This is a genomic window from Candidatus Symbiopectobacterium sp. NZEC127, from assembly GCF_025962675.1.
Taxonomy (GTDB): domain Bacteria; phylum Pseudomonadota; class Gammaproteobacteria; order Enterobacterales; family Enterobacteriaceae; genus Symbiopectobacterium.
Genome location: NZ_JAGFPG010000002.1, coordinates 249,022 through 263,652, shown reverse-complemented (window position 1 = coordinate 263,652; position 14,631 = coordinate 249,022). Strand labels below are relative to the sequence as shown.

Below are 14,631 nucleotides of genomic sequence, written 5' to 3'. Positions count from 1 at the left end.
GTTACCCGTTTGTAATATAAGGCATGGAGGCAAAATGGAAAAAGAACAAGAGGATGCTGACTTACCTCCTGCTCTTCCTGAATTAGATACAGGACTTGCTTGTTTGGTTATGCTGGCCCGCTTCCATAACATTGCTATTTCACCAGAACAACTTACCTATGAATTCTCTACCGCCAATCAGGTTTTTGGTTTGCAAGAACTGTTGCTTGCTGCACGTAAAGTGCGTTTCAAAGCGAAGTCAGCGCGTACCACGGTTGACAGACTTGAACATACGCCTTTACCTGCGATTGCCATTGATCGGGATGGGACATTTTTCATTTTAGCCAAACAAGATGTAAAACAAGTTCTGATTCATGATCCACGCTCGCCACACCCCCATGTCATTGATTTTGAACAGCTTGAACAACGTTGGACCGGACAGTTGGTTCTACTGTGTTCGAGTAACGCATTGCCGGGAGAATTCTCGCGTTTTGACTTCACATGGTTTATCCCTGCGATAGTCAAATACCGTAGGCTATTGGGTGAGGTACTCGTAGGGTCTTTTGCTTTGCAGCTCTTTGCATTAGTGACCCCCCTGTTCTTCCAGGTCGTCATGGATAAGGTGCTGGTACATCAAGGGCTCACAACATTGGATGTTGTGGCGACAGGTCTGCTGGGCATTATGTTGTTTGAATCCGCTCTGAGTACGCTACGCAGCTATGTGTTTGCGCACACCGCCAGTCGAATTGATGTGGAGTTGGGCTCAAGTCTTTTCCGGCATTTAATCAATTTACCGTTGGCTTATTTTCAGGCCAGACGGGTGGGTGATTCTGTTGCACGTGTACGCGAGTTGGAGAACATTCGCAGTTTTCTTACCGGTAACGCTATTACCGTGATGATAGACGTTCTGTGTTCTATGGCGTTCATCCTGGTTATGCTGTCTTATAGTGGCTGGTTAACCCTCATTGTTGTGGTGTCTTTACCAATTTACGCACTCGTCTCGTTGTTGGTGACCCCCCTGCTACGTAAACGATTACAAGACAGTTTTACCCGTAACGCTGAAAACCAGGCATTCCTTGTTGAGGCCGTTAATGGGATCGATACCTTAAAGTCAATGGCGGTTGAACCACAGATCATTCGTAAGTGGGATAATCAGATGGCCGCTTATGTCGCTGCAAGTTTTAAAACACAGTTCCTGTCTACGCTGGCCAATGAAAGCGTGTCGCTGATTGGCAAACTCGTTACAGTTTCTACACTTTGGCTCGGTGCTCGTTTGGTGATCGATGGACATCTGTCAGTGGGAGAATTGATTGCTTTTAATATGCTGGCAGGCCATGTCAGCGGCCCTATCATGCGCCTGGCGCAACTGTGGACCAGTTTTCAGCAAACGGGGGTTTCCGTACAGCGTCTAGGCGATATCCTCAATTCCCGCACTGAATTGTCTCAGGCTACGCGCAGTACCATGCCGCCACTGCGTGGGCGCATTGAGTTTGAACAAGTACATTTTCGTTATCGGGTTGATGGCTCTGAAGTGTTGCAGGGTATCAATCTTGACATTAATGCAGGAGACGTTATTGGCGTAGTGGGGCGTTCTGGCTCTGGAAAGAGTACGTTGACGCGTCTGTTACAGCGGCTTTATGTCCCTGAACGAGGGCGTGTCATTGTGGATGGAATGGACTTGGCGTTAGCAGACGTCTCCTCACTGCGTCGGCAAATAGGGGTTGTGCTGCAAGACAATATGCTATTCAACCGCAGCATTCGTGAAAACATCGCGTTGAGCGATCCAGGTATCCCACTTGATGAGGTTATGCATGTCGCCAGCATGGCGGGAGCCCATGAGTTCATTCTGGAACTGCCCGAGGGCTACGACACCGTTGTGGGTGAACATGGCGCATCACTTTCGGGCGGTCAACGACAACGCGTAGCGATCGCCCGGGCGCTAATCGGTGACCCCCGCATCTTAATTTTTGACGAAGCCACCAGCGCGTTGGATTACGAATCAGAACGCATCATTCAGCAGAATATGCAGCGTATTTGCCAAGGGCGCACCGTCATTATTGTTGCTCACCGACTGTCAGCGGTGCGCCATGCAAACCGTATCCTGGTCATGGAGCGCGGCCAACTAGTGGAACAAGGCACTCATGATGAATTAGTTACGCATCCAGAGGGCCACTACGCCAAATTGTACCGAATGCAGCAGTGTTAGACGTTAGGACGATGACATTAACACGGACATAAACCTGGATGGAGAGCGTGATGGTTGGTTTATATGGATGTCAACACACCTGTAAGTTTTTAGCATGAACGCCGCGTTTTCCTTGCTACAGCGTTACCGCCATGTATGGGGTCAATCCTGGCGGCAACGTAAAAGTATGGATGCCGCGCCAAGAGTTGCTCATGAGTTGCAATTCTTGCCCGCGGCGTTAGCGTTACAGGAAACACCTGTTCATCCTGCACCTCGAATTTTCCTGTGGAGTATCATCAGTTTTGCTGTTTTAGGGGTGCTCTGGGCATTTATCGGTACGATAGAAATCGTGGCAGTGGCATCAGGAAAGGTGGTGCCTAATGGTAAAACCAAACTGATTCAGCCCAGCGAAGCGGCGGTGGTCAAAGCCATTCATGTTAATGACGGTCAGGCCGTGAAAGCGGGTGAATTGTTGGTGGAACTCGATCCCACGGTGGTCAGCGCTGACGTGAGCCGCATCGAAAGTGAGCTGTTAGCCGCGCGTATCGACAGTGCACGCAGTGCTGCTATGCTTGCAGCCATCAATCAGCCTCCTCCCGCAGGGTCGTTGCCAGGGATAGGAACGATCGCCAGTGCCCGTCAGGATGAAGTGCTGAGTGCTCAGCGTTGGCTGCAAGGCCAATATCAGGAATACCGCAGCAGCCTGGCCTTGGTCGATGCTGAAATTCAGCAACGCCGTGCCGCAATTCAATCTGCCGAGGCTCAGGTTGCCAGCCTGCAACAAACGTTACCGATCGTCTCACTGTTGGCTGAAGATTACCAACAGTTGCTGGCCAAACACTATGTCTCCCGACATGAATACCTGGAAAAAGAGCAAACACGGTTGGACTTGCAGCGCCAACTCAGCGTGCAGCAGTCCAGTGTGCAGCAATATACCGCCGCGTTGGATGAAGCGCAGCGTCGACGGGAAGCGGTTATTGCACAAAATCGAAGGAGCATGCTTGATCTTCAGCAAGAGGCCGAACAGAAGGTCGCCAGTCGAGTCCAGGCGTTAGCTCAGGCACGATATCAGAAAACGCTGACCAGCCTCAGAGCGCCGGTGGACGGCACCGTTCAGCAATTGGCCATTCATACGGTGGGGGGCGTAGTGACTCCGGCGCAACCGCTGATGGTCATCGTTCCTGTCGATCAACCGGTAGAGGTTGAAGCTGTATTGGAAAACAAAGATGTCGGGTTCGTTAATGTGGGCCAAGCCGTCACTGTCAAAGTGGAAACCTTTACCTTTACCCGTTACGGAACCGTCGATGGTGAGGTGCTCAATGTGTCGAATGATGCTATTGAGAATGAAAAACAGGGATTGGTTTACAGCAGCCGTATTCGTCTGAAATCTGATCACGTATTGGTCAATGGACGGCGTGTCCCATTATCACCCGGCATGATAGTGACAGCCGAAATAAAAACCGATCAGCGAAGGGTCATTGATTTTTTCCTGAGTCCGCTACAGGAATATTTGGATGAGAGTTTACGTGAACGATAGTTGAAACCCAAGGCATACCCTAAATGATTCGATTTTCTGTGATCCCATTACACGAGGAAACGAACAATGATAATCGCAACGGTAATAACATGGTTACGATATCGAAAAAATAAAATGATACTGCTGGCCTGTTTCTGGCTAGTAGCCTGCACAGAACCGCTTCATCTTTATCAACCGATTGATGTGACGCGTGCAGGGCAAACGGCACGTTTTGATTTTAAAATCCATACAAAGGGAGATTATCGCTTTGCTTTGTTATTTGATACCGGGAGTGATTTTAATGAAAGGCGTAGGCGCTTCAATATATTTGGGGAGCAAGATGAGAGGGGGGTAGCGCTCACGGTGTCTCTGGTCATTGTTAAAGATGGCCATGTCTTTTTTGATGAAAAGATAAAATCTATTGGAACTGAATGGACCCAGCATATCAGATATGAAGGAAAAGAAATAAACACTGCGGTGCGTAATTTAAATATACTGACATTACCCCCTGGAAACTATCAGGCAACGGTCTCCCCCCTGAGTGACACCCCCGAGTTTAACGGTATTTTATCATTTTTTGATGTTGATTTTTTTAATCCCAAAATCTGATTAATCTAACAAAGGAGTTGTGATAATGAAAAAATATACTGTGACATACAAAGTATCTCCCCAAGGAGCATCCTATATTTATCAGGCAGATAAGGGGGAGCATAAAGCTGGTGATGTTCATACTTCACCTGGTGGTCACATGTGGTATGTGTTGAGCGATGGAGAACAAAGCAAAAGCTATGGGTTTGAATCAAAATATGACCAGATTAGAGGGGCGGGACAAAAAACCAACTTGGATGATGCCGCCTACCAAAAAACTTCGTATGAGGTCACCGTTGAATTAACAAAAGAAAACTACGATAAATTATTAGACTTCTCAACAGAACCAAATACAGCGGGCTTTGATGATACCCGCTATCGCGTACTAACCAACAGTTGTGTCGATTTTGTTTTTACCTCATTAAAAGTGATTGGCTACAATAAAAACAATTTCGGGGGAAATTTGTTTCCCAATAATAACGTTGTCCCTTTGCGCAATCTACTATTTACCCATGGCGCACAGATTCTGCGTGATGACCTGACACGCCACGGTGAATATTACGAAAAGAAGGGGGTTTCCGCCTGCTTATGGCTTACCCCTGAGGAGCAGCATTCCCGACCAACGGGAAATAGCCTGATCGGTATTGAAACCAAACCCTCGCCCCAGCCACAGCAACAGGTTGAAGGGGAAAATAAAGCAACACAGGATGTCATCAATGGGTATATCGCCCATTCAGCGACACACAATATTTTTGCCTCCGGCGGGATGCTTAATAAAACCGATTTTACCTCAACCCAAATGTCCAGCCTCGCGACGGGCGGTATTCGTCCCGGTGCAACACAACGTGACCCCAACGCGCGACCGAATACTTACTTGTCACGCTTTTATCAGACTCCGGATGCCAATAAGCCTCAACAGTGTCTGAACAATGCCGCGACGCTGAATGGCCTGTCAGCGATGACGACACTCAATGTGTATGTCGACCCGTTGTTATTGGATCTGAGCGGCACTGGCGTCCAATTAACCGATATTCGAGACGGTGTGCTGTTTGATACCGACAACAGCGGCACTCTCAAGCGTACCGGCTGGGCAGACAAGCATACGGGGATCTTGGTTCGCGATTCTGGGAACGGCCAAGTTACCAATGCCAGCCAAATGTTCTCTGAGTATTACGATGGCGAGGCAGGTTCTCATGGCCTGGCAGGTAACAAAAAATTCAAGAATGGCTTTGCCGCGTTAGCCAGTGAAGATGCTAACAAAGACGGTGTTATCGATGCGCGAGATCCCGTTTGGGGAAAATTACGAGTTTGGGTTGATGGCTCCCACGATGCGAAGGTCGATGCGGGGGAGCTTAAAACGCTGGCGGCGTTGGGCATCAGCAAACTTAACGTTAACGCCACCGATAAATCGGAAGTTCGTCTCGGAAACCGTATCATCGCCAGCGGATCGTTCACCCTTAACGGCAAAAATCGAGAAATGCTCTCCGTTGATTTTCTTGGCGATCCGGTCAGTAACACCCTGAGCGTTCAAGGCGCAGGCACGCGAGTGACGTCAACCTCGGAGGGTTCCACCACGACGGCTTACGTCAGTACCAGTCAGGTTGGCGAAACGCTGGACGCTGCGCAATTGAAGGTACGCAATCTGCACGGCGGAAGCGGTAATGACAGACTGATCGCCGCAAGCACTGGCAGTTGGCTGGCCGGAGGCGCGGGCAGCAATACCTATATTGGCGGTGCCGCTGACGATGTTTTTGTTATCAGTGCCTCCGATGATACCAAAAACATTCATGGCAATGGGGGGCGCGATACGTCCATCATTGTTGGTAACCAGGGCATGGAATTGAACCTGGCACAGGCGGGTCTGGTCATGGCGCAGGGTGGTGGTGGCAAAGACACCATCAGGAGTGGAGGTGTCAACGGTGTTTTTATCAAAGGAGGCTCCGGTGATGCAATGTTGGTCGGCGGTATGGGCAACGATGTGCTGGTCGGCGGCAGCGGGCACAATACCCTCATTGGTGGCAGCGGTAAGGCGGTTATCTACGCTGGCCCACAGGGGGACACCATTTATGCCGCTGAGGCGGGCAGCATCATCTATGCCGGTGGCGGCGCAGATAGAATCTTCGGCGGTTTTGGCGACGATATCATTGAAGTCGGGCATGGCAATGCTGTTATTGATGGTGATGGTGGCGTGAATGTGGTTAACCTGCATGGCAACTATGGTGACTATAGCATTACCCGCACCAGTACTGGGTATCAAGTCGCGGATAAGGTGGCGAAACGTGATGGCACTGTAACGCTAAAAAATATCCAAAAGCTCAATTTCTCAGATATTTCATCCGTTGATTTAGACACCCCTAATGCAATGCCTGTCGCAGATGCATTGAGGAAAAATAACAACGGCAAGGATTTTGATCGAAGGCAAGCCCATGTGATTTCCGCACAAAGCCTGTTAGCTAACGATCTGCAACTGAATAGCAAAGGGACATTACGCATTGCTAACGTTGGCGATGCATTAGGAGGAACGGTTAGCCTTAATGCGCAAGGGGATGTGTTATTTACACCTGATGTTCGCTATACCGGCATAATGGGTTTCAAATATGGTGTATTAGACACTACAGGGAATCCATCTGCGACCGTTGTGAATCTGAATGGTGGAAAAACCGCCCCCATGCGGGCTGTGGTTGCGTTGCTAACGCCGGATGTGCCTCTTGATCCGCTGGCTGCCCAGCAATGGTATTTGAGTGATGTCAATATATTGCCGGTCTGGAAAGATTACACCGGCAAAGGCGTGCGTATTGGCCAGTTTGAACCGGGCGGTGAATTTGCTACCGAACCCGAAATCGTTGATATCACCCATCCTGATCTTGCCGCCAACATTGATAAAACCTGGCTTGAGACACAAAAAAGCAGTGGCACGTTGCCTAAACAGGTTTCTAATCATGCCACCATGGTCGCGGGCGTGATGGTGGCGACAAAGAACACTATTGGCGGCGTCGGTGTGGCCCATGGGGCAACATTGGGTGGCTATCATCTTACCAGTCGCGGCGCTGATCTTGCCGGTCTGGGGCATATGGTCAGTTTTGATGTCGCTAATAACAGCTGGGGGTTTACCAACGACTTCGCGCTAAGCAACTTTCAGGACGGTTCTATCAATACCGGTTCTTCGCTGAGTATGAATGCACACTATGCGGCAGCGAATGGCCGGGGAGGGTTAGGAACCATCATTGTCGCTGCCAGTGGAAACCAGCGTGCGTCAGGGGGTAATGCTCAAGGCTCCTTGACCAGTAACAACCGTTTTTCCGTGGAGGTGGGTGCAATCAATGCGCAGGGTGATTTATCAACACTGCAAATAGGGTCATCTCCTTTCTCAAACCCGGGGGCCAGCATATTGATTTCGGCTCCGGGAAGCAATGTGGTCTCAACCAGCCAAATGCTGGAAACTGAACGAGGCTCAACATTTGGTAACAATTACAGTAGTATGCAAGGCACCAGTTTTGCTGCACCGATTGTCTCTGGTATTGTTGCGCTGATGCTTGAGGCGAACCCCAATCTAGGCTACCGGGATGTACAACAGATACTGGCGCTGTCTGCGCGCAAGATCAATGATCCCTCCACGACATGGCACGATAACAGCAGTCGTAACTGGAACGGTGGAGGCATGCATACCAGCAATGATTACGGTTTCGGCATGGTCGATGCACGTGCGGCTGTACGCCTGTCCGAATCCTGGATGGCACAAAGTACGGCAGCCAACGAGTTCGTTTACAGTGCGTCAAGCGGGCAAATTAATAAGACGGTGAATGCTGGTGGAACGCTAATCGCGTCTCTTGCGATAAAGGCTGGTTTAAAGATTGAGCATGTTGAGATCGATATTGACGCACGGGTTGGCCGTCTTGGCGATCTGACACTCAAACTCATCTCACCTGAAGGCACCCAAAGTCTATTGCTCAATCGGCAAGGAAAAATTCCCGATGGGATGCCAGGAGCCAGTGCAACTGATCCCGGCAGTCGCCAATCGGGGGTATTCAAATACAGCTTTATGTCGACACATGATATGGGTGAGCATTCGGCAGGTAACTGGACAATTCAGGCAACGGATGCGCGCTCTGGCTTGCCGATTACCTTAAATGCCTGGTCACTACGGTTGTACGGTAGCAAGCGCACGTCGGATGACACTTATTATTACACCGATGAATATAGCGCATCATTCGCCGGACAAGCCAACCGCAAAGTGCTGGATGATGCTGTTAATGGAGTGCCCGGAGGTCGAAATACCGTTAATACAGCTGCCGTTATGCGGGACACGTTAGTTAACCTGGCCTCAGGTGTTGCCAGAATTGGCGGCGCGATGCTGACGATAAGAAACCCGGCAAACATTCAGAATATCGTTACGGGAGATGGCAACGATACGTTGCTCGCGGGTAACGGTAATGCACTCCTGGATGGTGGGCGAGGGAACAACACGTTGACAGGTGGCAACGGTAAGGACTTTTTTGTGGTACATCGCCGCGATGCGGGCAGCGATATCATTACTAATTTTCAGGCTGCTCGCGATGAAACCATCGATTTAGTGGGTTTTACCGGAAAAACCTTTGCCAATCTACGGCTGATGCAGCAAGGGCGTGATGTCAAAGTTGATTTGGGTAAAAATCAGACTATTACACTCAAAAATCAGGTTGTTGCTGCTATCAGTGCGAAACATTTTACCTTCCAGGATGCGTTTCTTGCTCCAAAAGCCTATACAGAAAGTAATGTTGCAGTAATGCAACCCGCAACTGGGCTGGGAACCGTAATTCTTAACGGAGGTGGAAAAGGCGTTATGCTCACGACCAATGCGCAGGGCCAGATGGTTTTTAGCCTGAATGGTAAGGTTTATAGTCGTGATAATGCAGCATCTGATGTTTTTGTGGTTAAGGCTCAACCCGGTGTTAACGATTATCAGAATGCCTTGCGGGGTTTCCGTCACGGCATTGATAAAATTGATTTACGCCAAATCGGTATTACAGACTTCAACCAGCTCACAGTCGTTAAACAAAATCGAGGCACCATCAATGGATTGTCACAGATTCATGGTGTTGAAGTCAGCTACAAGGGAGCCAGTGGCACAGATTCAGACGTGAATTTGCTTTACCTCGATAGTCTGGACACTTCGCAAGTCAGTGCTGCTGACTTCTTCTTTGCTGAACCGAGGCCGAATGTGGTGCCCACAGCCACAAGACCTAAGCGTGCTGCGTTAATTGAACAGCCCGTTGCTATTGTGTCGGATAACGCTCAGCGGTTGATGACCAGTAATGTGGACTATCTGGTGCAAGCGATGGCTGCTTTCGCGCCGCCAGCACCCGTAACCTCCCGGTTTACTGATACAGCACAACAACGATTCCAGTCTGTGTTAGCCGTTAATAGTCACTAACGGCTATCAGTCAGGCCTGTGGTTAATATAACCACAGGCCTGACTGATTGTTATTTTCGCCCAAGCATATATATTGTCAGTATTCAGCAATCAATCACATGACGTAGTACATTTTTTCAAAATTCATTTAATACCTCTCATTTCAACGTAGGTTGTTGCGTCCCCGTTTTGTGGTTATGCAATTATGCAGGGAAATAGGATCAGTCATGTTTTGATATTCATGAGCATGACATCAAATTTAAACTGATAAGCCCCCCACCAAATCCCCCAATGTCACCATCAACATCATAGGATCTATCGGCGAAGGCTCAAACCCCACCCGCAAGTAGAACTCCCGCGCCTCATCAGACAAGGCATGAACCAACATCCCGCGAATGCCAATAGTCTCAGCCACTTGAATTACTCGCAGCCCAGCATCTCGCACCAACGCCCGACCAACGCCCTGCCCATGCAACGATGTGTCTACAGCCAACCGCCCCAACACCACAATCGGGATCGGATCGGGCATATTACGGCGAAAACGTCCGGGTGCAGCAGTTGTTGCCACAGCACTGGAAGCCAGCGAGTAATACGCCAGCACTTTCGAGCCATCGCAACTGACGAAAGTCCGTGATGCGCCAGATACCTGATTTTTCATCGCCCGCTGTTTCAGCCAGTTATCCATAGACTCCACGCCGCAGCAGAATGCGGAAAGTTCATGCTTAGCGTGAAGTGGCTCAGGGGCGGAAATCATTTTTTCTGCTCCCACGGTGCTGGGGTTTGCATGGTTTTCCGCAGCGCAGCATTCGGCGAGGGAGCTTGATCCAAGCGCGCAAGGAATTCTTGATAAGCTTCAGGATCTGCCATGATGATCCGCTGGTCGATCAACGCCTCTTCTGCGGCAGCACGCGCAGCCTCAAGGACAAAATCCGTGCGATTTTTTCCTCTGGCTTTCGCCGCACGATCGATAAGATCGCGTTCTGCGGGCTTGATGCGTAAATTTAATGTTTCGCGTTTAACTGAAACGCTATGTGTCGCTGACATGATGTCACCCTCCGACCTGTCATCTGGATGATAATCATACAGCACACGTAACGCTAATGTCATTACGTTTTATAAATGGCGTGAGAAAACTGATAGAAAGAACGAGCCCGACATCTTGCCATGCGGTTTGCAAACTCGCCCGTTCTGAACAGCCCAAAAACGGGGTCAACCTACGGGTCTTGACAACAAACATGGTTAAAATTTATGCTGCCGTTCAACCTAATAGAGAGCTGAATGTTCCCGAGTCCGGGCACCACTTCCTCTTTTTTATGCCTCCCTATACGTTCCTATAAATCCCTATGTGTTTGTAATGCAACCAAAGTGGCATAAAAATCTTTCCCGATGCGTTCTTAGTTATCCCTAGGTATCCGGAAAAAGTGGGTCAAATTACGGGTCATTCAGTTCGATGAACGGAGTGACCCGCCCATGTTAACTGATAGCAAGATCCGCTCAGCAAAAAACCTAGAAAAATCATACAGGCTCACAGATGCGTTAGGGCTTTATCTAACGATATCTACTCATGGTGCTAAGCGGTGGTATTTCCGCTGTAGCGCCATTTTGATCACCCGTTCGTCCCGCCATTGAAACCAAGCACAGCCTGAAAGCCAAAGCCCATTACCCACCGATTATCACCCACCCTGCCCCCAAATGCTGGATTGCCGTTTTCTACCTCGAGTCCGCGGAGAAAACAAGCCAGTGACTTAGCGAATATGCGGATAAGTTCGAGAATGCAATCACTCTTATATTGATGGAAATTTAGCGGGATTTATAGCATTGAGCGAGTCACGTACAGTGCGATGAATACCGATCTCTCCTAATGGACTTTCGGAATACCGCAAAAGTAAAGGGTGCAGTTTACCGAGTGTTGACATATTCACTTCCTATAATTTCCATCAGAAATAATTGTGACGATTTATATTCAATTTCGCTATGTAACTTCCATTCCAACACCATGTCGTTATTACAAAAAATGAAAATATACAAAAAACAGTCGATACTTGAAAAATAAACTCCCACGCTATCGATTACATTATGTTTTTAATCAATATCACTTATTCAATCGGTAGAGGTACTGCATGTTGATTGCAGAGATAAAATCCAACCTATCAGACCAAGTCAACAATAACCTTTGTGAAGGAATGAGAGAAAGATCGAACACTTTCCCTACCTCACATTCTGATATTTCGCGTATTCGCAACTCTGCGCTCGACTTTCGGCGCATCAACCAATTAAAAGAATCTTATGAATCAATGCTTTCTGATGCAGCCAAAGAGGTCAGTCTCGATATAAAATTAGTGCCAACAATGATTAAAGACACCTCATCCATCAACGCCAAAGACTATTTTTATCTGGGTAGTTGCGAAACAGAATCTTTTTTGGACATGGGGATCACGCTGGATAAGGAGGGTAGGCTTACGTTTATTAATGGCCAGCGTAAGGAGTTGATATCAGGTTTATACAACAAATACATCAAGAAAAGGAAATACTGCTGCTACAGTGCTCACGACATAACAAATAATAATGATTACTTATTTGATGCATTACGCATAAATGAAAATGGTAAATTAACAGGAAGAATAAAAGACACAACAAAGCAATACACTATTGATATAGAAAAGAACTGTAGAACATATTCTTCATCTGAATCGAACGCAAACATCACTTTACGTTTAACAGAACAAGGTGAATGGGGAGCTGAAGATCTGAAATTTGAGAGAAATGATGGCATCACATTAACATTTACATTCAAAAATAACGAATTATATTTATCTGAATTCAAAAAAGAAAACAATGTTGTCAGTTACAAAGAATATGATTCTCTTGTGAAACTAAAATCACTCAAGGGGTACACTATACTTTCTGTCAAAAAAACAAGGGATGTGCTTCAACTTGAAACCATTCATAATGGGAAAAAGAGAATAATTTACCTAAATCCAAACAGAATAGAATTGCCTACGTTGAACGCAAAGAGTCTCTCTCATAAACCACCACAAAATCTACATTCTGCATTGGGTTCAGATCCTCATGAACATTATGATTCGGGCCAACCGTTTAGCTCGACACGCCTTGGTAATTTTAGCAGCAAATGGATTCCCCTTTTCGGTAATGCAATTGATAGTTTCCGAATAAACTTACAAAAATCTAAACACAATTGGTATGAGAAACATTACAAAAAATCCTTTTATGCAATGGTAAATGCTGTAGACCCAGGAATACGCGCAACGGTATCAACGATAAAAAACCTTTCATCGTTGTGTAGAACATCCGAAAAAACAGGAAAGATTTCTAGCGACATCACCAATATGAATAATAATTATACCTCGCTGATTGGAAAACTACCTGACAGCATAATCTGTAAAAAAGATCTTAACATTGCCATACCAAACATATTAAAAAATCTTAAAAATGGCGATCAATTATCTCTGATAAAATCTAACGACATATCTTTTTTTGGTGGTATAGCCAGAGGCGGTTTTCCATTATCCCCTGCCTATTTTGTTGGTATTGTTGGGGCACTTTCAAAAAAACATTGCGTCAGTTTTACTAAAAGTGATGACAACGAAATATCCTGTTCTTTTGATAATAGGTTAACAGCGTTAATAGCGCTGTTAGCCGGCACGGGGCAAGGTTTAGAAAAAACCTTATTAAAAACACCTAACATTGACTACTTTACCATTTTGCCTGTTGAGTCGAATATTATTTTATTTTCACAAATGGATAAAACCAGAACTATGGCATTAAAGCTAGAAGAAAAAGATCTCTCAACTTTCATCGAAAAAAGCAGTAAAAAAAGTGAGTTGATTCAATTTCTCGATGAAAGAGAAAACAACATATCCATTAACAAAAAAAATGAATATACCAATAAATTATCCATTGAGGCAAGAGCACTTGAATTCAGACTTCAAATGGGAACAGGCTATGAACCAGGTAATTACATTGTTGCGCCGAGAAGCACTGCCGGGATCATGCTATCTGGGGATATACTTTCAATAAATTTTACCAAAGAAACCAATATCACACCTGATTCGGGTGAAAGCGTCAGCAAAAAAATTGAATTACAGGCTCTGTCACCACATGCAAAACTGGTTCGAGAAAACAAAATCATGCCAATAGTGTCAACAAATATTAATAATAATGATTACTATTTCCCCCTTCCGATTGTTGAAGAGTCAAACAGTAAAAACATAGTAAGCCGCCAGGCATATATAAATAAATCCCATCAGTATACTAGCGGTAAAAATTTTCTTGATAGAACCGAAAAAACGTTATCTGATGTTATTGAATCGCTCAATGAAATGGATATGGAAATAGAAAAAAATCATGACATTCGTTGCCTGACAAATTTAGAATTGATATGCAAAAAAAACAAGAAAGTAAAATCACACTTATTAAAGAAAAAAAATAACTCAATCAAAGACGTTCTCCTACATAAGGATTTTATTGATTCACTTAAAAAGACAAAACATGACCTTATAAACAAAGAAAGAAACAGTATGGGAAAAACGATAAACTATCATATAAGGACAGACTATAAACTGACAGAAGAAAGTAAAAAGGATAAGGAAGATCTCGAACATGAAATTGCAATAATCAAGGATAATACTTCACAATTAAGCGGAGAGGAACTGCAAATCTCAATAAATAAACTGCATTTTAAAGTGAAATCATTTAAAGAGAATGCAACATATTTATTAGCTAAAATTGATTTAATGAGTACAGGTTGTTTTTCAACCTTTTCCTCGACCATACCAAATCTCATTTTTTATTTTAATGATGGGAAATTCATTTCTTTAACAAGGCCTCTTGGAAACATAACATTTGAATATAGTAAAGAAAATACAACGCATCCTTACCGGATAGTGTCCAATCTACATGTGCTAGAGTAACGCAGCAGGGAATATCGCAGAGAGTAATAACACGAGTCCTTTG

The 14,631-nt window shown here is 46.1% G+C and carries 7 protein-coding genes and 1 pseudogene; 6 read left to right on the top strand and 2 right to left on the bottom strand.

From position 1 onward, the window contains the following. Nucleotides 1–34 precede the first annotated feature (34 nt). The 4 genes from J5069_RS11260 to J5069_RS11245 all read left to right on the top strand — a co-directional run bounded on the left by J5069_RS11260 (nucleotide 35) and on the right by J5069_RS11245 (nucleotide 9,678). Nucleotides 35–2,185 carry a type I secretion system permease/ATPase gene (locus J5069_RS11260; protein ID WP_264643981.1) on the top strand — a complete coding sequence of 717 codons (2,151 nt, stop codon included), beginning with the start codon at nucleotides 35–37 and terminating at the stop codon, nucleotides 2,183–2,185. A 94-nt stretch (nucleotides 2,186–2,279) separates the two neighbouring features. After that, a complete protein-coding gene (locus J5069_RS11255) occupies nucleotides 2,280–3,701 on the top strand; it encodes an HlyD family type I secretion periplasmic adaptor subunit (RefSeq protein WP_264643980.1) in 1,422 nt (473 codons plus the stop codon). Nucleotides 3,702–3,767: 66 nt separating this feature from the next. Continuing rightward, nucleotides 3,768–4,289: a DUF5625 family protein gene (locus tag J5069_RS11250; protein ID WP_264643979.1), complete on the top strand. Its 522-nt coding sequence runs from the start codon at nucleotides 3,768–3,770 to the stop codon at nucleotides 4,287–4,289. A 25-nt stretch (nucleotides 4,290–4,314) separates the two neighbouring features. Further along, on the top strand, nucleotides 4,315–9,678 hold the full coding sequence (locus J5069_RS11245) for a S8 family serine peptidase (protein WP_264643978.1): 5,364 nt from the start codon (nucleotides 4,315–4,317) through the stop codon (nucleotides 9,676–9,678). A 238-nt stretch (nucleotides 9,679–9,916) separates the two neighbouring features. Here the strand turns inward: J5069_RS11245 and J5069_RS11240 are convergent, their stop codons facing one another. Both J5069_RS11240 and J5069_RS11235 read right to left on the bottom strand, forming a co-directional pair. Continuing rightward, nucleotides 9,917–10,411 carry a GNAT family N-acetyltransferase gene (locus J5069_RS11240; protein WP_264643977.1) on the bottom strand — a complete coding sequence of 165 codons (495 nt, stop codon included), beginning with the start codon at nucleotides 10,409–10,411 and terminating at the stop codon, nucleotides 9,917–9,919. Then, the gene (locus J5069_RS11235; RefSeq protein ID WP_145522506.1) at nucleotides 10,408–10,701 is read right to left on the bottom strand and encodes a DUF1778 domain-containing protein; all 294 of its coding nucleotides are present in this window, start codon (nucleotides 10,699–10,701) and stop codon (nucleotides 10,408–10,410) included. Before J5069_RS11235 ends, J5069_RS11240 begins: the two co-directional genes overlap by 4 nt. A gap of 426 nt (nucleotides 10,702–11,127) precedes the next feature. Between J5069_RS11235 and J5069_RS24270 the strand changes: the two are divergent. After that, a pseudogene (locus J5069_RS24270) lies at nucleotides 11,128–11,247 on the top strand (Arm DNA-binding domain-containing protein); the annotation flags it as partial. Between the two features lie 530 nt (nucleotides 11,248–11,777). Next, the gene (locus tag J5069_RS11230) at nucleotides 11,778–14,588 is read left to right on the top strand and encodes a hypothetical protein (protein ID WP_264643976.1); all 2,811 of its coding nucleotides are present in this window, start codon (nucleotides 11,778–11,780) and stop codon (nucleotides 14,586–14,588) included. Nucleotides 14,589–14,631 lie beyond the last annotated feature (43 nt).

Excerpts from the sequence above, each read along its gene's own strand:
- J5069_RS11260 (WP_264643981.1), top strand. The coding sequence starts at position 35 with ATGGAAAAAGAACAAGAGGATGCTGACTTACCTCCTGCTCTTCCTGAA.
- J5069_RS11255 (WP_264643980.1), top strand. The coding sequence starts at position 2,280 with ATGAACGCCGCGTTTTCCTTGCTACAGCGTTACCGCCATGTATGGGGT.
- J5069_RS11250 (WP_264643979.1), top strand. The coding sequence starts at position 3,768 with ATGATAATCGCAACGGTAATAACATGGTTACGATATCGAAAAAATAAA.
- J5069_RS11245 (WP_264643978.1), top strand. The coding sequence starts at position 4,315 with ATGAAAAAATATACTGTGACATACAAAGTATCTCCCCAAGGAGCATCC.
- J5069_RS11240 (WP_264643977.1), bottom strand. The coding sequence starts at position 10,411 with ATGATTTCCGCCCCTGAGCCACTTCACGCTAAGCATGAACTTTCCGCA.
- J5069_RS11235 (WP_145522506.1), bottom strand. The coding sequence starts at position 10,701 with ATGTCAGCGACACATAGCGTTTCAGTTAAACGCGAAACATTAAATTTA.
- J5069_RS11230 (WP_264643976.1), top strand. The coding sequence starts at position 11,778 with ATGTTGATTGCAGAGATAAAATCCAACCTATCAGACCAAGTCAACAAT.